This is a genomic window from Mycoplana dimorpha (assembly GCF_003046475.1).
GTDB classification, from domain to species: domain Bacteria; phylum Pseudomonadota; class Alphaproteobacteria; order Rhizobiales; family Rhizobiaceae; genus Mycoplana; species Mycoplana dimorpha.
The window spans coordinates 424,350-443,795 of record NZ_PZZZ01000003.1; the positions used below are offsets into that span (position 1 = coordinate 424,350).

The 19,446-nt window shown below is 65.4% G+C and carries 16 protein-coding genes and 1 pseudogene; 12 read left to right on the forward strand and 5 right to left on the reverse strand.

Annotation, left to right across the window (positions count from 1 at the left end; translation table 11 throughout):
- Positions 1-91: 91 nt before the first annotated feature.
- Positions 92-241, forward strand: a complete 150-nt coding sequence (locus C7449_RS21750; RefSeq protein WP_170115836.1) for a hypothetical protein — start codon at positions 92-94, stop codon at positions 239-241.
- Here the strand turns inward: C7449_RS21750 and C7449_RS08890 are convergent.
- Both C7449_RS08890 and C7449_RS08895 read right to left on the reverse strand, forming a co-directional pair.
- Positions 201-1,607 (reverse strand): sensor histidine kinase, encoded by a 1,407-nt coding sequence (locus tag C7449_RS08890; protein WP_108002426.1) that lies wholly within the window; start codon positions 1,605-1,607, stop codon positions 201-203. The genes C7449_RS21750 and C7449_RS08890 overlap by 41 nt on opposite strands.
- A complete protein-coding gene (locus C7449_RS08895) occupies positions 1,604-2,278 on the reverse strand; it encodes a response regulator transcription factor (RefSeq protein WP_108002678.1) in 675 nt (224 codons plus the stop codon). Before C7449_RS08895 ends, C7449_RS08890 begins: the two co-directional genes overlap by 4 nt.
- A 79-nt stretch (positions 2,279-2,357) precedes the next feature.
- On the opposite strand from C7449_RS08895, the gene C7449_RS08900 reads away from it, so the two are divergent.
- The 4 genes from C7449_RS08900 to C7449_RS08915 all read left to right on the forward strand — a co-directional run bounded on the left by C7449_RS08900 (position 2,358) and on the right by C7449_RS08915 (position 6,710).
- On the forward strand, positions 2,358-3,425 hold the full coding sequence (locus C7449_RS08900; RefSeq protein ID WP_108002427.1) for an ABC transporter substrate-binding protein: 1,068 nt from the start codon (positions 2,358-2,360) through the stop codon (positions 3,423-3,425).
- A gap of 231 nt (positions 3,426-3,656) precedes the next feature.
- Positions 3,657-4,601 carry a Bug family tripartite tricarboxylate transporter substrate binding protein gene (locus C7449_RS08905; protein WP_108002428.1) on the forward strand — a complete coding sequence of 315 codons (945 nt, stop codon included), beginning with the start codon at positions 3,657-3,659 and terminating at the stop codon, positions 4,599-4,601.
- Positions 4,598-5,089 carry a tripartite tricarboxylate transporter TctB family protein gene (locus C7449_RS08910; protein WP_108002429.1) on the forward strand — a complete coding sequence of 164 codons (492 nt, stop codon included), beginning with the start codon at positions 4,598-4,600 and terminating at the stop codon, positions 5,087-5,089. The genes C7449_RS08905 and C7449_RS08910 overlap by 4 nt, the downstream gene beginning before the upstream one ends.
- A gap of 103 nt (positions 5,090-5,192) precedes the next feature.
- Entirely contained in the window at positions 5,193-6,710 is a 1,518-nt protein-coding gene (locus C7449_RS08915) for a tripartite tricarboxylate transporter permease (RefSeq protein WP_108002430.1), read from the forward strand.
- Between the two features lie 557 nt (positions 6,711-7,267).
- Here C7449_RS08915 and typA read toward each other — a convergent pair.
- The 3 genes and pseudogenes from typA to C7449_RS08930 form a co-directional block, all read right to left on the reverse strand.
- Entirely contained in the window at positions 7,268-9,097 is a 1,830-nt protein-coding gene (gene typA, locus C7449_RS08920; RefSeq protein WP_108002431.1) for a translational GTPase TypA, read from the reverse strand.
- 144 nt (positions 9,098-9,241) lie between these two features.
- Positions 9,242-10,803, reverse strand: a pseudogene (locus C7449_RS08925) (alkaline phosphatase D family protein).
- Between the two features lie 136 nt (positions 10,804-10,939).
- A complete protein-coding gene (locus C7449_RS08930; RefSeq protein WP_108002432.1) occupies positions 10,940-13,003 on the reverse strand; it encodes a M3 family metallopeptidase in 2,064 nt (687 codons plus the stop codon).
- A gap of 133 nt (positions 13,004-13,136) precedes the next feature.
- Between C7449_RS08930 and C7449_RS21550 the strand changes: the two genes are divergently transcribed.
- The 7 genes from C7449_RS21550 (at position 13,137) to C7449_RS08960 (ending at position 19,444) form a co-directional block, all read left to right on the forward strand.
- On the forward strand, positions 13,137-13,400 hold the full coding sequence (locus tag C7449_RS21550) for a hypothetical protein (protein ID WP_146165059.1): 264 nt from the start codon (positions 13,137-13,139) through the stop codon (positions 13,398-13,400).
- Positions 13,397-14,482, forward strand: a complete 1,086-nt coding sequence (locus tag C7449_RS08935) for a DUF475 domain-containing protein (RefSeq protein ID WP_108002433.1) — start codon at positions 13,397-13,399, stop codon at positions 14,480-14,482. The genes C7449_RS21550 and C7449_RS08935 overlap by 4 nt, the downstream gene beginning before the upstream one ends.
- 342 nt (positions 14,483-14,824) lie before the next feature.
- On the forward strand, positions 14,825-15,331 hold the full coding sequence (locus tag C7449_RS08940; RefSeq protein ID WP_108002434.1) for a GNAT family N-acetyltransferase: 507 nt from the start codon (positions 14,825-14,827) through the stop codon (positions 15,329-15,331).
- Positions 15,332-15,532: 201 nt separating this feature from the next.
- A complete protein-coding gene (locus tag C7449_RS08945; protein WP_108002435.1) occupies positions 15,533-15,919 on the forward strand; it encodes a c-type cytochrome in 387 nt (128 codons plus the stop codon).
- 156 nt (positions 15,920-16,075) lie between these two features.
- Positions 16,076-16,915 carry a cytochrome c oxidase subunit II gene (locus C7449_RS08950; protein ID WP_108002436.1) on the forward strand — a complete coding sequence of 280 codons (840 nt, stop codon included), beginning with the start codon at positions 16,076-16,078 and terminating at the stop codon, positions 16,913-16,915.
- 40 nt (positions 16,916-16,955) lie between these two features.
- Positions 16,956-18,734: a cytochrome c oxidase subunit I gene (ctaD, locus tag C7449_RS08955; RefSeq protein ID WP_108002679.1), complete on the forward strand. Its 1,779-nt coding sequence runs from the start codon at positions 16,956-16,958 to the stop codon at positions 18,732-18,734.
- Positions 18,731-19,444: a cytochrome c oxidase subunit 3 gene (locus C7449_RS08960; RefSeq protein ID WP_108002437.1), complete on the forward strand. Its 714-nt coding sequence runs from the start codon at positions 18,731-18,733 to the stop codon at positions 19,442-19,444. Before ctaD ends, C7449_RS08960 begins: the two co-directional genes overlap by 4 nt.
- The last annotated feature ends 2 nt before the right edge of the window (positions 19,445-19,446 follow it).

A 19,446-nucleotide genomic window follows, 5' to 3' on the forward strand; every position in this document is an offset into this window, starting at 1 on the left:
AATCGGGCCGGGCGTACTGAAGACGGAAGGAAGAGGGATTGACGCGCCGGTGGTTGCCGGCTCGAATGCGGTTGCATTCCAGGGGATTTCCATGACCGGTACCATGCTGTTCGGCGCCTTCCTCGCCGCCCTCTTCTACGTGCGGGGCTGCCGCATGGCGCCGGGCGGGTTCCGCCGGGCCCGGCCGCCGGCGCCGCAGTTCAGCCGGACACCGGTTCCGGGTCGCATGCCGGAAACATGATGCTGGCGGCAAGGCCCTTGCCGCGGACGGCATCTTCCAGCGTCAGCTTCGCCCCGAAAAGCGCGGCGATGTCCTCGACGATCGGAAGGCCGAGGCCGACGCCTGGCGAACTGTCCTGTCCGCCGCGGGCGAAGCGCTGCAGCACCTCGCCACGCCGCTCGGGCGGAATGCCGGGGCCATCGTCCTCGACGCAGAGCCGGATGCCGTCCGGAAGGGCCCGCACCGATACGGTGACCTCGGCACCCTGACCGGCATAGGCGATGGCGTTCTCGATGAGGTTGCGCAGCATCTCGCCGAACAGCAGCGGCTCCGCACGAACCATGGCGGGGCCATCGCCTTCGAAGCCGAGATCGATACCGGACTGCGCGGCGACCGGCACATATTCGGCGGTCAGGTTGCGGGCGAGGGAGGCAATGTCGATCCTGGCGCCGGGCCGGGGCACGACGGAGCCGGCCGCATCGATCTTCGCCATCAGCAGCAGCTGCGCCAGGATGCGCTCGGCATGGGCCACCGCCTCGTCGCCCTTGCGCGCCGCCTCCTGCGCGGCGGCGAGCGAGGAGGCCCGGCCGGCGAGCGCAAGCTGCGTGCGGATGATGGCGAGCGGCGTGCGCAACTGATGGCTGGCATTGCCGGAGAAATGGCGTAGCGCATCGAGCGCCGATTGCAGGCGCACCATGAAGGAGTTGACCGTATCGACCAGCCCCTGCACCTCGCTCGGCACCTGCTGGTCGATCGGGTGGAGGTCGCTCGGGTTGCGTTCGGCGATGGCGTCGCTGAGCCGGTAGAGCGGGCGAAGCGCCAATGTCACGGCAATCCACACGATCGCCGCGGCGCCGGCAATCATCAGCCCGAGGCGCAGCGCCGATCGGACAAGGATCGCCTGCGCCAGTTGCCGCCGGGCGATGGTGGTCTCGGCGACCGTCACGACGAAGGGGACGGAATTGACGCCCGTCGAGGCCGAGCGCTGCAGCACCGCCACCCGGATCGGTTCGCCGCGAAACGTCGCGTCCGCATAGGCGGTCGGCTGGCCGTGCGTGTCGGCGATCGTCGGCAGCGCCTGATAACCGGTGATGAAATGGCCCGGCGGCCCCTCGACCCGGTAGAAAACCCGGTCCTGGGCGGCGGAGGTGAGCATTTCCAGGGCAACGTAGGGGATATCGACCTCGAGCGCGCCGTTCTCGTTGACGACCACCCGCTCGGCGATGGCCAGCGCTGAACCGGCCAGGACGCGGTCCGAAATGGTGTTGGCGGTCGTCATCGCCTCCCGGTAGGTGTCGAAGAGCGCAAGGATGCCGAACACGGCGGTGGCGACCAGAAGCCAGCCCAGCAGCTGGCGGCGCAGCGAGGATGCCGGATGGCGGGTCAAACCGGGGCTGCCTTGTCGAGATAGTAGCCGATGCCGCGGGCGGTGCGCACCGTCAGGCCGTGCGGCGCCATGCGCTTCCTGAGCCGGCTGACATACTGTTCGATCGCATTGGCGCTGAGGTCGTCGTCGAAGGCGGCGAGCGACTGGATGATCGCCTCCTTGGAAACGACCTTGCCGGCCCGCAGGAACAGAATCTCCAGCAGGCCGAGTTCACGGGCCGGGATGTCGAGCGGCGTACCGCCGGCGGAGAAGGTGCGGGAGTTGAGATCGAGATCGACGCCGCCGAAGCTGAGCGCCGAGGAGCGCAGCCCCGCCTGCCGGCGCAGCAGCATGCGCACGCGCGCCTCGAACTCGGAGATGTCGAAGGGCTTGCTCATGTAGTCGTCGGCGCCGAGGTCGAGCCCCTTGACCTTGTCCTCCGCCGCCCCGCGCGCCGTCAGGATCAGCACCGCCGCCCGGTTCTGGCGGGCCCGCATCGCGCGCAGCACCTCCAGCCCGTCCATTTCCGGCAGCGTCAGGTCGAGGATGACGAGGTCGAAGGCTTCGGCCGAGATGGCGGCATCGGCGGAGGCGCCGTCGCTGACCGCGTCGACGGCGTGCCCCGTGCCGCGCAGGATGGCGGACAGGCCGTCGGCCAGCGCCTGGTTGTCTTCGACGAGCAGTATGCGCACCTGGATCTCCACCTTCGCCCCACATTAGCGAGCGGCAGCCGGCTTGTGAACGGTGCCGGGCTGAGGCAAGTTCGCCGTCATGCGCATTTCTCTCGCCCTTACGCTCCTGGTCTGCTCGTGCATCCCCGCAATGGCCGCCGAGACCTTCTACCCGGCCCCCGACGGGCGTGGAAACGCCTCCGTGCTCGTCGTCTATTCCTCGCTGGACGAGCCGCTCGCCCGGCCAATGATCAAGGGGTTCCAGAGGGCCAATCCGGACGTGGCGGTGCGCTACGAGGAGATGCTGACCGGCGAGGTGTACGACCGCGTCGTCAAGGAGACGGATGCGGGGCAGAAGACGGCCGATTTCGCCTTCTCCTCGGCGATGGACCTGCAGGTCAAGCTCAGCAATGACGGCTACGCCCAGCGCAGCGACCTGCCGATGAGCGAGCGCTGGCCGCAATGGGCCAACTGGCGCAACACGGCCTATGCGCTCACCTTCGAGCCGGCCGTCTTCGTCTATCACAAGCCGAGCTTCCGCCACGAGAAGCCGCCGGCCTCCCGCGCCGAGTTCGTCGACTACCTGAACCGGCACGGCAACGCGATCCACGGCCGCGTCGGCACCTACGACATCGAGCGCTCCGGCGTCGGGTTCCTGTTCATGGCGCGCGACCAGGAGCAGTTCGGCGACATCTGGACCGTCATTCAGGCCATGGGCGCGGCCGGCGTAAAACTTTATTCCACGAGTTCGGCCATCCTCGAGCGGATTGCCGACGGCCGCTTCGTGATCGGCTACAACATCCTCGGCTCCTATGCGGCCGACTGGGCGGCAAAGCACCCTGACGTCGGGATCGTGCTGCCGAAGGACTACACGGTGGTGATGTCGCGCATCGGACTGGTGCCGCAGGCCGCCGCCTCGCCGGATCTCGGACGGCGCTATCTCGCCTTCTTCATGTCGGAGGAAGGCCAGTCGATCATGGCCCGCGAATTGCAGATCGCCGCGGTGTCGCCCGACGTCGCCGGCGACAACACCGCCACCAGCATGCGGACGTTGCTCGGCGCGCAACTGAAGCCGGTTCCGGTCAGCCCGGGGCTGATGGTCTATCTCGACCAGGTCAAGCGCGCGCGTCTGATCGCCCGCTGGAACGAGGTGCTGCGGGCACAATAGGGCAAAGGTCCGGAGCGCATCGCGGCGGGACCGTGTCACGATGTCAGCTGGATGACAGGTTTCTGTGATCGCTTGAGGGCCTCATCGTCCGTGGAGGCGGGCGATAAGGACCGGGAGGAGACCGTCGAAAGCGCGCAGGGGGCCCTTGGTCTGCGTGCAAAGGCAATCCTCCCATCGCTCAATGTGCAACGACGCGCCGCCGAAGAAGCCGCGCCTGACGGAGGACCCGCCTTGAAACAATTCTTCCTTGCTTCCATTCTCGCCGGCGCCATGGCGCTGCCCGCGCTTGCCGCGGACTACAAGATCATCGCGCCGGCAAACCCGGGCGGTGGCTGGGACCAGACGGCCCGCACGATCCAGACCGTCATGCAGGCCGAGGGCATTTCCAGCAACGTCCAGGTCGTCAACGTACCGGGCGCCGGCGGCACGATCGGCCTCGCGCAGTTCGCCAGCCAGGACAAGGGCAATCCGGGGTCGCTGATCGTCGGCGGTTACGTCATGGTCGGCGCCATCCTGACCAACAAGTCGCCCGTCACGCTGAAGGACGTCACGCCGATCGCGCGCCTCACCGGTGAATACGAGGCGATCGTCGTTCCGGCCTCCTCGCCGTTCCAGACCTTCGGCGATCTCGTCGAAGCGCTGAAGAAGGATCCGGGTGCGGTCTCCTGGGCCGGCGGCTCGGCCGGCGGCACCGACCACATCGCAGTCGGCCTGATCGCCAAGGCAGCCGGCGTCGATCCGAAGAAGATCAACTACATCGCCTATTCCGGCGGTGGCGAGGCCTTGGCTGCAATCCTCGGCGCGCAGGTCAGCGCCGGCATTTCCGGCTATGGCGAGTTCGAATCGCAGGTCAAGGCCGGCACGCTGCGCCTGCTCGCGGTGTCGAGCGAAGAGCGCCTCGAGGGCATCGACGCGCCGACGATCAAGGAAAGCGGCCTTGATGTTGTCGTGCAGAACTGGCGCATGATCGCCGCGGCTCCGGGCCTCAGCGACGAGCAGAAGGCCGCCGTCAACGCCGACATCGAAAAGCTGGTCAAGTCGGCCAGCTGGCAGGAGCAGCTGAAGACCAAGGGCTGGCAGGACACCTACCTCGCCGGTAATGCGTTCGACGAACAGCTCGCCCAGGATGTCTCGGCCACCGAAGGCATCCTCAAGGAAATCGGACTGGTCGAATGACGAACGGGACCAAACCCGCCAACGCAAAGCGTCGCCCCGATGGGGCGGCGCTGGTCATCGCGGTCGTGCTGGCGGCGATCGCCGCCGTCATCTTCTGGGATGTCTCGCGGCTGACCGGTGCCGCAGGATACTCGCAGGTCGGTCCGACGTCCGTGCCCTACGCCATCGGCTGCTGTCTGATCGGGCTTGCCGTCTGGACCGCGGTGGCGGCCTGGCGCAACGATTTCCCCGAGCGCGAGCCGCAGCAGTTCGGGCCGGTCGTCTGGATCGTCGCCGGATTGGCCGCGCAGATGCTGTTGCTCAATGTCGCCGGCTTCTCGGTCGCCACCGGGCTGCTGTTTGCCTTGACCGCCGCAGGGTTCGGCAGGCGCAAGCTCTGGCTGACGATCCCGGTCGGCATCGTCATCAGCTTCGCCGTCTGGGCGATCTTCGCCAAGCTGCTGCAGCTGTCGCTGCCCAGCGGCCCGCTCGAACACCTGTTCTTCTAGAGCAATTCAGCCCAACCGCTGAAATGCTCTCACCTTCGTTTTATGCAATTCCTGACGCAGAGCTGCGCCCGTTTGCTGGAATTGCCTAGGGGACCGGCAGATCATGAATACGTTCGAATTCCTCATGCAGGGCCTGCTGGTCGCCGCCCAGCCGATGAACCTGCTTTATGCGCTGATCGGCGTGACGCTCGGCACCGCCGTGGGCGTGCTGCCCGGCATCGGCCCGGCGCTGACCGTGGCGCTGCTTTTGCCCGTCACCTACAAGCTCGATCCGGCCGGCTCGCTGATCATGTTCGCCGGCATCTATTATGGCGGCATGTACGGCGGCTCGACCACTTCGATCCTGCTCAACACGCCGGGCGAGAGCGCATCGATCGTTACGGCGCTTGAGGGCAACAAGATGGCGCGGGCCGGCCGCGGCGGACCTGCGCTGGCCACGGCGGCGATCGGCTCCTTCGTCGCCGGCCTGATCGCCACGCTGGCGCTCGCCTTCGTGGCGCCGTTCATCGTCAAGGTCGCGCTGGTCTTCGGCCCACGAGAGTACTTCGCGCTGATGGTGCTCGCCTTCGTCACCGTCTCCTCGGCCTTCGGCGATTCGACGCTGCGGGGGCTCACCTCGCTGTTCGTCGGCCTGACGCTTGCGATGATCGGCATCGACCAGCTGAGCGGTCAGGCACGCCTGTCGTTCGGCATCCCTGACCTTTTGGACGGGATCGAGGTGACGACACTTGCGGTGGCGATGTTCGCGATCGGCGAGACCCTCTACATCGCCGCGCAGGGCGACAGGGGGCCGGACAAGGTGGAGGCGGTGAAGGGCTCCGTCTGGATGAACGCCGCCGATTGGGCGCGCTCGTGGAAGCCGTGGCTGCGCGGCACGGCCATCGGCTTTCCGATCGGCGCGATGCCGGCCGGCGGCGCCGAGATCGGCACCTTCCTCTCCTACGCAGCCGAGAAGCGGATGACCAAGCATCCGGAGGAATTCGGCAACGGCGCCATCGAGGGCGTCGCCGGACCGGAAGCGGCAAACAACGCGTCTGCCGCCGGCACGCTGGTGCCGCTCCTGACGCTCGGCCTTCCGACCACGGCGACGGCGGCGATCATGCTCGCCGGCTTCCAGCAGTACGGCCTGCAGCCCGGCCCGCTGCTGTTTGCCACCAATCCGCAGCTCGTCTGGGGTCTGATCGCCAGCCTGTTGATCGCCAACCTGATGCTGCTGGTGCTGAACCTGCCGCTGATCGGGCTGTGGGTGAAGCTTTTGACGATCCCCAGGCCGTGGCTATATGCCGGCATCCTGCTGTTTGCGACGCTCGGCACCATCGGCGCCAACCCGTCGGTCTTCGAGCTCGGCATGCTGCTCGCCTTTGGCCTTCTCGGCTACGTCATGCGTATCTTCGGCTACCCGATCGCGCCGGTTGTCGTCGGCCTGATCCTTGGGCCGCTCGCCGAGCAGCAGCTGCGCCGGGCTCTCGCGATCAGCCAGGGCGACATCACCACCCTCGTCGCCTCGCCGGTGGCGGTGGCGCTGCTGCTGATCGCCGCGGCGGCACTGATCATACCGCTGGTGCTGCGCGCCCGCGGGCGTGGCCTGGTGCTGTCGCAGCTGGCGGCCAGCGAGGACTGAGCGCCCGCGCGCATCTGAAAGGCAGCGCAGGCCGCGGGGTAATCCGCGGCCTGCGCGATTTGCATGGCTGACCTGCCGAGCCTGCCCTTGTTTGCAAGGCTCATCGGCGTCATATTTAGCTCGTTAACAAGCGAGAGAAAAGCAAGAAGATGAGAGAGTTTCGCAACGCCGCTCGTCAGGGCTTCCTCGGGCGCGCTTTTGCAATGCTGGGAGCTGCGAGTGCGGCCGCCGCGGCTGTCGAAAACCACCGCCGTCCCAGGAATAGCGACCTGAAGGTCCTCGGCATCGAGCCGGCGTCCTTCCCCAACCGATAACAGCGTCCGAAAAGGACCCGGGATCGCCAAGCGATCCGCGCCGGCATACGGCGCGCGTCTAAGCGGACGCCAAGTGCAGTGACCAGCATCATCCAGCAAGAAGGCCCGTTGATCACCGATCATCGGGCCTTCTTCGCATGAAGAAAACGCAAGCCGGGTGGCCCACATGCAAAGACAACAAAGCCCCGGCATTTCTGCCGGGGCTTTGTTCGATCTGGGTAGGGCTTGGCGTAGCGTTGCAGATTATGCAGCGCCGGCCGAGCGCTGCTTTTCGAAGCGCTTGCGGTCGTTGGAGTCGAGATAGAGCTTGCGAAGGCGGATCGACTTCGGCGTCACCTCGACCAGTTCGTCGTCCTGGATCCAGGAGAGCGCCCGCTCCAGCGTCATCTTGATCGGCGGGGTGAGGCGGACGGCCTCGTCCTTGCCGGCGGCGCGGATGTTGGTGAGCTTCTTGCCCTTCAGCACGTTCACTTCCAGATCGTTGTCGCGCGTGTGGATGCCGACGATCATCCCGGCATAGACCTTGTCGCCGGCGTCGATCACCATCGGACCGCGGTCTTCGAGGTTGAAGAGCGCGTAGGCCACGGCCTCGCCGGATTCATTGGAGAGCAGCACGCCGTTGACGCGGCCGCCGATCTCGCCCTTGTAGGGCTGGTACTCGTGGAACAGCCGGTTCATGATCGCCGTGCCGCGGGTATCCGTCAGAAGTTCCGACTGGTAGCCGATCAGGCCGCGGGTCGGCGCGAAGAAGACGAGGCGGACGCGGTTGCCGCCGGACGGGCGGAGCTCCACCATCTCGGCCTTGCGCTCGGACATCTTCTGCACGACGATGCCGGAATGCTCTTCGTCGACGTCGATGACGACTTCCTCGACCGGCTCGAGCATCTGGCCGGTCTCCTCATCCTTGTGCATGACGACGCGCGGACGCGAGACGGCAAGCTCGAAGCCTTCGCGGCGCATCGTTTCGATCAGCACGGCAAGCTGGAGTTCGCCGCGGCCGGAGACGAAGAACGAGTCCTTGTCGCCCGACTCTTCGATCTTCAGCGCCACGTTGCCTTCGGCTTCCTTGAACAGGCGATCGCGGATGACGCGGCTGGTGACCTTGTCGCCCTCGGTGCCGGCAAGCGGGCTGTCGTTGACGATGAAGGACATGGTGACGGTCGGCGGGTCGATCGGCTGGGCCTTCAGTGCCTCGGTCACCGACGGGTCGCAGAACGTGTCGGCGACGGTGCCCTTGGTGAGGCCGGCGATCGCAACGATGTCGCCGGCTTGCGCCTCCTCGATCGGCTGGCGCTCGATGCCGCGGAACGCGAGGATCTTCGAGACGCGGCCGGTTTCGATCAGCTTGCCGTCCTGACCGAGCACCTTGACGGCCTGGTTCGGCTTGATCGAGCCGGAGTGAACGCGGCCGGTGATGATGCGGCCGAGGAACGGATTGGCCTCGAGGATCGTGCCGATCATGCGGAACGGCCCTTCGCCCACCGTCGGCTCCGGCACGTGCTTGAGCACGAGATCGAGCAGCGGCGCCATGCCCTGATCCTGCGGGCCTTCCGGGTTGACGTTCATCCAGCCGTTGCGGCCCGAACCGTAGAGGATCGGGAAATCGAGCTGCTCGTCGGTGGCGTCGAGGTTGGCAAACAGGTCGAAGACCTCGTTCAGCACTTCCTCGTGGCGGCCGTCGGGACGGTCGATCTTGTTGATGGCGACGATCGGCTTCAAGCCGACCTTGAGCGCCTTGCCGACGACGAACTTGGTCTGCGGCATCGGGCCTTCGGAGCTGTCGACAAGCACGATCGCCCCGTCCACCATCGACAGGATGCGCTCGACCTCGCCGCCGAAGTCGGCGTGGCCGGGGGTGTCGACGATGTTGATGCGGGTTCCCTTCCACTCGACCGAGGTGGCCTTGGCGAGGATGGTGATGCCGCGTTCCTTTTCGATGTCGCCCGAGTCCATGACGCGTTCGGCGACGCGCTGGTTCTCGCGGAACGAGCCGGACTGCTTCAGGAGCTCGTCAACGAGCGTGGTTTTGCCATGGTCGACGTGCGCGATGATCGCGATATTACGAATGGACATGTTTGATCTCTGGGTTTTGGGCGCACACGGCGGAGGCAGCGCCATCTTCAATGGCGCGCTCTTACATGGTTTTCCGCACATGCGAAAGGGGCAGGCCGGCACTGCGTTGTGCCGGTCGCGCGAAAAATGGCCGTCCGACAGCCCTCATGAGATCACCGCAGGGTCGAGCGTGGTGCTCCAGAGTTCGTGGTCGTCGCGATCCATGAGCCGCACCGTCATCTGCTCGCTGGCGCCATCGATATCGACCAGCCCGAAGAACTGCAAGCCGGCCGAAGGGGGCAGATTGCTGTCGGCGCCGCCGCCCGAGACCTTGATGAACCGCACCTCCGGTCCGAAGGTCATGTCGAGCGGGTGCGGCCCGTACGTGCCCGAATGCAGCGGTCCGGAGACGAACTCCCAGAAGGGCTCGAACTCCTTGAACCTCGCGCGCGCCGGGTCGTAGTGATGGGCGGCGGTATAGTGCACGTCGGCTGTCAGCCAGACGACATTGCGGATGGCATTGTCGCGCATGAAGCTGAGCAGTTCGGCGATCTCGCGCTCGCGGGCTGCCGGCGGGCCGTTCAGCCCGTCCGCCACGCCCTCGTAGCCGAGCTTCTGACCATAGTCGTCCCAGATGACGACGCCGAGCGGCATGTCGCAGGCAATCACCTTCCATGTGGCCTTGGAGGCGAGCAGTTCGCGCCGCAGCCAGTCCGCCTGCCGCCAGCCGAACAGGCCGTTGTCTGTGCTGCCGCGGTTGGCGGTGCGATAGGAGCGCAGGTCGACGAAGAAAACGTCGAGCAACGGGCCATAGGCGATCTTGCGAAAGATGCGTCCCGGCTCGGTCGGTATGTAGCGGATCGGCGTCATCTCCTGGAACGCCCGCATGGCGCGCGCGGCATAGATGGCGATGTCCTTCTCCGGATAGCGCGGATCGTCGCGCAGGTCCGTCGAGGCCGACCAGTTGTTCAGCACCTCGTGGTCGTCCCACTGGAAGAACGTCGGCACCTGCGCATTGAAGTTCAGCACGTGCCGGTCGAGCATGTTGTACTTCCACTGGCCGCGGTACTCGTCCAGCGTCCGCGCGACCTGGCGCTTCTCGTCGGTGACGATGCGGTTCTTCCAGACCGTGCCGTCGCGAAGCCGGATCTCGTCGGGGATCGGTCCGTCGGCGTAGATCGTGTCGCCGGAATGGATGAGAAAATCCGGCTCGTGCAGGAGCATGGTCGAATAGGTCTCATGCCGACGTCGTCGATGCCCCAGCCTTGGCCCGCCGTGTCGCCCGACCAGGCGAAGCGGACCGAGCGGCGGCGCAGCGGCGCGGTGCGGAACCGGCCGACGACCGGCTCGGAGACGAGATGCGCCGAATAGGGATCGTTGGCCGTCAATCGAAAAAAGATGTCCTGGTCCGGCAAGAGCTCGGTCAGCAGGTGCTTGGCGGCGCAATCCGTCTGGCGTCCCGCCTTGAGCACCGGGCCGCGCATCGGATTTGTGAAGCTCTCGGTGGTCGAGTATTCGACGGCGATCTCGACCGGCCGGTCCGCCCGGGCCCAGATCATGCCGGACGAGGTGTCGACGTCGACGGACTGCACCCCGTGCGTGAAGACGGGGCTGCCGTGCCGGCGCGCATAGTGGGGAACGGCCAGCGCCGAGGACGTGGCAAGACCGGCCACTCCGGCCGTCAGGAGGAACGAACGCCTTGTCAGAACATCGGAAACGATCGTCATGATCCCCCGTCGAACGTCGCGAATCGGAAGGCAATTCGCGATGTCCACCATCGGGGGATCACATGTCAGTTCCGTAACGGATCGATTGCACGCCGGCGACGGTTCGGTGAAGGTCTTGTGACGGGCGCCGCCCGATCTATGCCGCCAGCCCCTTCTTCTCCAGCATGGCATCGATCGAAGGCAGCTTGCCGCGGAAGGCCTTGTAGGCGTCTTCCGGATCGACGGCGCCGCCGATCGAGTAGATGTTCGCCTTCAGCTTCGCCGCCATGCCGGGATCGAATGCGTCGCCCGTCTCGGTGAAGGCGGCGAAGGCATCGGCGTCGAGCACCTCCGACCACATGTAGGAATAGTAGCCGGCCGAATAGCCGTCGCCGGAAAAGACGTGCTGGAAGTGCGGCGTTGCATGGCGCATGACGATCGAGGCCGGCATGCCGATCTCTTCAAGCAGCTTGGCCTGTACCGCCATCGGATCCTCGACGGCCCCTTGCGTGTGGTAGGCCATGTCGACCAGCGCCGAGGAGGTGAACTCGACGGTGGCGAAGCCGGCGTTGAAGGTGCGGGCGGCGAGAACCTTGTCGAGCAGCGCCTGCGGCATCGGCGCGCCGGTCTCGTAATGCACGGCATAGGTCTTGAGGATTTCGGGAACGGTCAGCCAGTGCTCGTAGAGCTGCGAGGGCAGTTCGACGAAGTCGCGCGACACGCCGGTGCCCGACACGGTCGGATAGGTGACGTCGGAGAGCATGCCGTGCAGGGCATGGCCGAACTCGTGGAAGAGCGTGCGCGCGTCGTCGAGCGACAGCAGCGCCGGCCGGCCCTCGGCCGGCTTTGCGAAGTTGCAGACGTTGTAGACGATCGGGATCTCGCCGATGGTGCCGTCCTTCATCGGCAGCTTGTGCTGGCTCCGGTAGGCGCTCATCCACGCCCCGGAGCGCTTCGACGGCCGCGCGAAGTAGTCGCCGAGGAACATGGCGACGAGTTCGTTCTGGCGATTGCGGATCTCGAATACGCGCACGTCCGGGTGATAGACCGGCACGCCCGGGAGCGGTACGGCCCGGATCCCGAACAGCCGCCCGGCCACCTCGAAGCAGGCGTCGATGATCTTTTCGAGCTGCAGATACGGTTTCAGCTCCGCTTCGGAGAAATCGAATTTCTCGGCGCGCAGCTTTTCGGCATAGTACCGCCAGTCCCAGGGCATCACCGGATGGTTGCGGCCTTCGGCAGCGACAAGGCGCGCCAGTTCGGCCTCTTCCTCGCCGGCGCGGGCGACCGCCCGTTCCCACACCCTGTTCAGCAGCTCATTGACTGCCTCGGGCGTCTTGGCCATGGTGTCGTCGAGCTTCAGAGCCGCATAGTTCTCGTAGCCGAGCAGTCCGGCCTTCTCGGCGCGCAGCGCCAGCGTCTCCCGCACGATCTCCCGATTGTCCGTCTCCCCGCCATTGGTGCCGCGCGCCGTCCAGGCACGGAACGCCTGCTCGCGCAGGTCGCGGCGGCTGGAGAACGTCAGGAACGGCTCGATGATCGAACGCGACAGGGTGACCGCGTACTTGCCCACCTCGCCCCGCTCGCGGGCGGCCGCCGCCATCGCCTCCCTGAGGAAATCGGGGATGCCTTCGAGTTCCGCTTCATCCGACAGGATCAGCGACCAGCTCTTCTCGTCGGAAAGCACGTTCTGGCCGAACTGCGCGCCGAGCTTCGCAAGCCGCTCGTTGATCGCCGCAAGCCGCTCCTGTTCCGGCTTGGTCAGCTTCGCGCCCGACCTGACGAAACCCTTCCAGTGCCGCTCCAGCACCCTTGTCTGCTCGACCGTCAGGCCGAGTGCGTCGCGACCTTCCCATAGCGCATCGATGCGGGCGAAGAGCTCGGCGTTGTTGCCGATCTTGGAGCGGTGGCGCGCCAGCTTCGGCGCGATCTCGCGCTCGAGCGCCTGGATCGTCTCGTTGGTGTTTGCGCCGGCGCGGCTCCAGAACAGCGCCGAAATGCGCGACAGTGCGTCCCCGGCGGTCTCCAGGGCGACGACCGTGTTGTCGAAGGTCGGGGCCTCGGGACTGCCGGCGATTGCGTCGATCTCGGCTTCATGCAGCGCCAGCGCCACGTCGAAGCCCTCGGCAAAGGCGTCGTCGGAAACGAGATCGAAGCGCGGCAGGCCGTTGATCCCGCTCCAGTCGACCAGAGCAGGGCTGATTGTCTTGGGGTCGCTCATGAAAATTCCTCGTGGCGGCAAATCGTCATGGCAGCCAATATAGGAACACAAATCCGCCTTGTGTACGACGTGGCGTGATTTCCTACGATTTGCGGCCGATCGTCCCGGATGCGGACGCAAACGGCGAAACATCTTGACGAAGCACGAGACATCGGGGAAAACGGCAGTCGTTGCGGCCCCGGACATACCGCCGCAACCGAACTATGGTGCCGGGCCCCTCTGGCGAGAGTTTTACGGCGCTCTCGTGATGTCGGTACCGCCAGCAATTGAGCCGGCGGATCAGAGAAACATGAAAATCCTGACCATGCCTGACGCGCATGCCATTGTCGGCACGCGCGATTCGTTTCCATTTGCCCACGACGATGCGATCACGTTCGAAAGCGAGGTGTCGGCATGACCGCCCCCTCTCGGCCGCAAAGCGCCATCGGTTATTTCAAATGGGCCTTCATCGTCACCGCCTTCGGTCTTCTGCTCGGCGCCTGGCTCGGCTGGCAGTCGACCGGCACGATCGGCGGCATGGCGACCGTCTTCTTCATCTGCGCCGTGCTCGCGGTGCTGGAAATCTCGCTGTCCTTCGACAACGCCATCGTCAACGCCAACAAGCTGAAGGACATGACGCCTGTGTGGCAGCACCGGTTCCTGACCTGGGGCATCGTGATCGCCGTCTTCGGCATGCGGATCGTCTTCCCGCTGCTGATCGTCGTGATCGCCGCCAAGATCGGGCCGATCGAGGCGATCGTCCTGGCGGCCAGGGAGCCCGGCGAATACGCGCGCATCATGAACGAGGCGCACCTGCCGATCGCCGCCTTCGGCGGCACCTTCCTCATGATGGTCGGCCTCACCTACTTCTTCGACCATGAGAAGGACGTGCACTGGATCGCCGCCATCGAGAAGCGCATGGCCCGCTATGCGACGATCAAGGGCGTCGAGATCGCCTTCGTGCTCATTCTGATCCTGGTGTTTTCGAACCTGCTCGAGGGCGAGGCGGCGGATACCTTCGTCTACTCGGCGATCTACGGCCTGCTGACCTTCCTGGCCGTCGAGGTCGTCGGCGGCATGCTCGATGCTTCGCAGCAGACCATGAGCGCCGCCGCCAAGGGCGGTCTCGGGGCCTTCATCTATCTCGAGGTGCTCGATGCCAGCTTCTCCTTCGACGGCGTGATCGGCGCGTTCGCGCTGACGCAGAACCTGTTCATCATCGCCATCGGCCTCGGCATCGGCGCCATGTATGTGCGCTCGATGACGATCATGCTGGTCGACAAGGGCACGCTCGCCGAGTACCGCTACCTGGAGCACGGCGCCTTCTACGCCATCCTCATCCTCTCGGTGATCATGTACTGTCAGACGCTGGTGCATATCCCCGAGGTGATCACCGGGCTTGGCGGCGCGGCGCTGATCGGCATCTCGCTCTGGTCGTCGATCCGCTACAACCGCAAGGAAAAGGCGGAAGGACGCGAACAGGCGGTCGAGAACGTCTGACGAAGAGCCACGGCGCTTCGGCGTCCCCATCGGCCTTCGGAAAACCCGCCGTCCTTGCGGCGGGTTTTTCTTTGTCCGGAGTTTGGAGTTCCACCGGCCCGGCCACTGGGCTGCATCGCCCCACCGGTCTGGTGATTCGCGAACCGGGCCGAACAAAGGGCCTATCGGCGCTCCTGCTTTTTCATGTGTGTGCCGGCCTGTTACGCCCTGTTACGCCTTGTGGCGATTCTTAAAAAGGCGTTAACTCTGCAGGACGCCGCAAGGAAACTTGCCTGTGGGCAAGGAGGGTCCCGGGAGGCACCGGGATTCCGGCGGAGTCGGTGCGGGTTTAGAGTCAAGTCGATGAAAACACTATCAATCGATGTGCGGCGTGCCGAGCCGCAGGATGCGCGGGCGATCTCCGAGACCCATCGGGCATCCTGGCTGCAGGGCTATGGCGGCATCATCCCGTACAAGCCGCTGATGCAGATGGTGCAGCGCCGTGACGAGACCTGGTGGCGCAAGGCCACGCGCGGACCGGCGACGCTGCTCGTCCTCGATGTCGCCGGCGTCGTTGCCGGCTACGCGACGCTTGGGCTGAACCGCGCGCGGGCGCTGCCGCAGGACGGGGAGATCTACGAGATCTATCTTCGCCCGGAATACCAGGGGATCGGGCTCGGGCGGCTGCTGTTCGGCGAAAGCCGGCGCCTGCTCAAGTCGCTCGGCTGCGAAGGCCTGGTCGTCTGGTGCCTGGAAGACAGCGAGCATGCCGAACGCTTCTTCCGCGCCGCCGGCGGCGTCGACATTGCCGAGGGGGTCGAGAGCTTCGGCGACAAGGACCTGAAGAAGATCGGCTTCATCTTCCGTTGAGACAGGCGGCGCGGGCCATCCCTCATCCATCCGGTCTACATTGACTTCTGCAGGTTGAGGCATACCATTTCCAGTTGGTGGCCACCGCCCTGCTGGCGAACAGCCGGTAGCGCCGGCTGAGCCGGCGCCGAGTCAATCCGGCATCCTCACGCAGGTCTCCGTGGGCGACACCCCGGCAACGCTAGTGGAGGTTGGATTGCCATGCGGTTTCGTCAACTCCTGATCGGACCGTCGCTGGTCCTGTTGCTCGCCAATGTCGCATCCGCTCAGGAAGGCGACGCTTCGGCCGGCGAGACGGTGTTCAAGAAGTGTGCCGTCTGTCACGTCGTCGACAAGGATCAGAACAAGGTCGGCCCCTCCCTGCACGGCGTGATCGGCCGGACAGCGGGCACGCATCCGAACTACAACTACTCCAAGGCCATGACGGATGCCGGCAAGGGAGGCCTCGTCTGGGACGAGGCGAGCTTGCGCGACTACCTGCATAATCCCAAGGCGAAGGTGAAGGGCACCAAGATGGCCTTCCCCGGCCTGAAGGACGATACCGAAATCACCAATCTCCTCGCCTACCTGAAGAAATACTCACCGTAATGTAGAGGCATGCGTAGCGCTGCGCCGCCAGGCAGACCCGCCCATAGGGAGGTTTGCTGTAATTGCTTGTGTTTTTGGTTCATGCAATACTTAGCATAGACTAAATTGCGGATTGCAGGTTCATGCCCACGGCCGATTGAGGCGGGAGGGACGGAAATGGCAGTCGTGCTGGTGCTGGTGGCGATCGCGGTGGGCTCGGTGCTGTTCCACCTGGTGAGCCCGTGGTGGTGGACGCCGATCGCCTCGAACTGGGGCTATATCGACAGTACGCTCGTCATCACCTTCTGGATTACCGGCGCCGTCTTCGTCGCCGTGGTGATGTTTCTGGCCTATTGCATCTGGCGGTTCCGTCACGACCCGAATCGACGCGCCCATTACGAGCCGGAGAACCGCCGGCTGGAAAGCGGACTTGCCGCCGGCACGGCGCTCGGCGTCTTCGTGATGCTGGCGCCGGGGCTGTTCGTCTGGCACCAGTTCATTACGGTGCCCGCCGACGCCTCTGAGATCGAGGTCGTCGGCCAGCAATGGTTGTGGAGCTTCCGGCTGCCCGGGGCGGACGGCCGTCTCGGCCGGGCCGAGACGCGGGACGTCACCTCCGACAATCCCCTCGGCATCGACAAGACCGATGCGAGCGGGCTCGACGACGTGATCATCCAGGGGGCCGAACTGCACCTGCCGGTCGGCAAGCCGGTGAAGGTGCTGCTGCGGTCGATCGACGTCCTCCACGATTTCTACGTGCCGGAATTTCGCGCCAAGATGGACATGATCCCCGGCACGGTCACCTATTTCTGGCTGACGCCCACGCGCACCGGCACGTTCGACGTCCTGTGCGCCGAGCTTTGCGGGGTCGGCCACCCGCAGATGCGCGGGACCGTCGTCGTCGACAGCGAGGCCGATTACCAGGCCTGGCTCGCACAACAGTCGACATTCGCGCAGTTGCAGGCATCCGCACAGCCGGCGGGCGCCACGATGGCGGAGGTGGCCGCCGGCAAGTAGCAGGTGAGGCTTCGGACGGAAGCCAAGGGGAGGAATGAAGATGGTCGATGCCAGCCATGGAGCGAGCGATGTCATCCCGCCGGCCGCGGTGGAGGACGTCGAGCTGTACCATCCGCACAGCTGGTGGACGCGCTACGTCTTCAGCCAGGACGCCAAGGTCATCGCGATCCAGTATGCCTCGACAGCGATGGCGATCGGCCTGGTCGCCCTCGTCCTGTCCTGGCTGATGCGGCTGCAGCTCGCCTTTCCCGGCGACTTCCCCTTCATCGATTCCCAGCGCTACTACCAGTTCATCACCATGCACGGCATGATCATGGTGATCTACCTGCTGACCGCGCTGTTTCTCGGCGGCTTCGGCAACTACCTGATCCCGCTGATGGTCGGCGCCCGCGACATGGTGTTTCCCTACGCCAACATGCTGAGCTACTGGCTGTACCTGGTGGCGGTGCTGGTGCTCGTCGCAGGCTTCTTTGCGCCCGGCGGACCGACCGGGGCGGGCTGGACGCTCTACCCGCCTCAGGCGATCCTCTCCAACACCCCCGGCGGGCAGGACTGGGGCATCATCCTGATGCTGGTCTCGCTCATCCTGTTCATCATTGGCTTCACCATGGGCGGCCTCAACTATGTCGTCACGGTGCTGCAGGGGCGCACCCGCGGCATGACGCTGATGCGGCTGCCGCTGACGGTATGGGGCATCTTCACGGCCACCGTCATGGCGTTGCTCGCCTTCCCGGCGCTGTTCGTCGCCTGCGTGATGATGCTGTTCGACCGCGTGCTCGGTACCAGCTTCTTCATGCCGGCGATCGTCGAGATGGGCGAGCAGCTGAAGCACGGCGGCGGCAGCCCGATCCTGTTCCAGCACCTGTTCTGGTTCTTCGGCCATCCAGAGGTCTATATCGTCGCGCTGCCGGCCTTCGGCATCGTCTCCGACCTGATCAGCACGCACGCCCGCAAGAACATCTTCGGCTACCGGATGATGGTGTGGGCGATCGTCATCATCGGCGCGCTCTCCTTCGTCGTCTGGGCCCACCACATGTATGTCAGTGGCATGAACCCGTACTTCGGCTTCTTCTTCGCCACGACGACGCTGATCATCGCGGTGCCGACGGCCCTCAAGGTCTACAACTGGGTGCTGACGCTGTGGCGCGGCAACATCCACCTGACGCTGCCGATGCTGTTCGCGCTGGCCTTCATCGTTACCTTCGTCAACGGCGGGCTGACCGGGCTGTTCCTCGGCAACGTCGTCGTCGACGTGCCGCTGTCCGACACGATGTTCGTCGTCGCGCATTTCCACATGGTCATGGGGGTGGCGCCGATCCTCGTCATCTTCGGGGCGATCTACCACTGGTATCCGAAGATCACCGGGCGGATGCTCAACGAGGGCATGGGCCAGGTGCATTTCTGGATCACCTTCATCGGCGCCTACCTGATCTTCTTCCCGATGCACTATGTCGGGCTCGTCGGCGTGCCGCGCCGCTACTACGAGATCGGCGAGACGAGCTTCGTGCCCGCCTCGGTGCACGACCTGAACATCTTCATCACGGTGATGGCGCTTGTCGTCGGCGCCGCACAGATGCTGTTCCTGTTCAACCTGTTCTGGAGCTTGCGGCACGGCCGCGAGGCCGGCGGTAACCCCTGGCGGGCGACGACGCTCGAATGGCAGACGCCGCAGACGCCACCGGCGCACGGCAACTGGGGCAAGGACCTGCCGATCGTCTATCGCTGGGCCTATGACTACAGCGTTCCCGGCGCACCGGAGGACTTCATCCCGCAGAACCAGCCGGGCGCCTATGGCCTGACGCGGGAGGCGATCGCATGAGTGCAATGATTGTCTTCCTGGCCGTCCTTGCCGTGATCATCACCTGGTGGCTGTCGCGGCAGGGGCTGATGTCGAAACCGTGGCTGGAAGTCGGCCATGTCCCCGCTGGATTGAGCGATCGGCGCGAGGCGTCGCAAATTCCCGCCCTCAAACTCGGGCTCGGGGTGTTCCTCGCGGTCGTTGGCGCGCTGTTCACGCTCTTCATCAGCGCCTATCTGATGCGCGTCGACGCGCAGGACTGGTGGGCGACGCCGGTTCCGCGGCTGCTCTACCTCAACACGGCCGTCCTCTGCACGAGCAGCCTCGCCCTGCATTGGGCGAAATTCGAGGCCGACCGCGGGCGCGACGACGGGCTCCGCACCGCCTTGCTTGCGACCTTTGCGACGGCGCTCGCCTTCATCGCCGGCCAGGTGCTCGCCTGGCGGCAGATGGTCGCCTCCGGCTTCACCCTGACGGACGATGCGGCGGCGAGCTTCTTCTACCTGATCACCGGCATGCACGGCCTGCACATCCTCGGTGGCATGGTGGCCCTGACCCGCACGGCGCGCTCGGCCTATCGCGCCGGTCCCGTCACCGAGCGGCTGCAGCTCCGCGTCGAACTCTGCGCCATCTACTGGGATTTCATGCTCGCCGTCTGGCTCGTGCTGCTGGCGCTGTTTGCCGGCTGGGCCAGCAATTTCGTCGATCTCTGCCGACAGCTGCTCACCTAGGG

Bases quoted from the DNA above. Each gene is read 5' to 3' on its own strand.
- C7449_RS21750 (WP_170115836.1), top strand. From the start codon at position 92: ATGACCGGTACCATGCTGTTCGGCGCCTTCCTCGCCGCCCTCTTCTAC.
- C7449_RS08900 (WP_108002427.1), top strand. From the start codon at position 2,358: ATGCGCATTTCTCTCGCCCTTACGCTCCTGGTCTGCTCGTGCATCCCC.
- C7449_RS08910 (WP_108002429.1), top strand. From the start codon at position 4,598: ATGACGAACGGGACCAAACCCGCCAACGCAAAGCGTCGCCCCGATGGG.
- C7449_RS08915 (WP_108002430.1), top strand. From the start codon at position 5,193: ATGAATACGTTCGAATTCCTCATGCAGGGCCTGCTGGTCGCCGCCCAG.
- typA (WP_108002431.1), bottom strand. From the start codon at position 9,097: ATGTCCATTCGTAATATCGCGATCATCGCGCACGTCGACCATGGCAAA.
- C7449_RS08930 (WP_108002432.1), bottom strand. From the start codon at position 13,003: ATGAGCGACCCCAAGACAATCAGCCCTGCTCTGGTCGACTGGAGCGGG.
- C7449_RS08935 (WP_108002433.1), top strand. From the start codon at position 13,397: ATGACCGCCCCCTCTCGGCCGCAAAGCGCCATCGGTTATTTCAAATGG.
- C7449_RS08940 (WP_108002434.1), top strand. From the start codon at position 14,825: ATGAAAACACTATCAATCGATGTGCGGCGTGCCGAGCCGCAGGATGCG.
- C7449_RS08945 (WP_108002435.1), top strand. From the start codon at position 15,533: ATGCGGTTTCGTCAACTCCTGATCGGACCGTCGCTGGTCCTGTTGCTC.
- C7449_RS08950 (WP_108002436.1), top strand. From the start codon at position 16,076: ATGGCAGTCGTGCTGGTGCTGGTGGCGATCGCGGTGGGCTCGGTGCTG.
- ctaD (WP_108002679.1), top strand. From the start codon at position 16,956: ATGGTCGATGCCAGCCATGGAGCGAGCGATGTCATCCCGCCGGCCGCG.
- C7449_RS08960 (WP_108002437.1), top strand. From the start codon at position 18,731: ATGAGTGCAATGATTGTCTTCCTGGCCGTCCTTGCCGTGATCATCACC.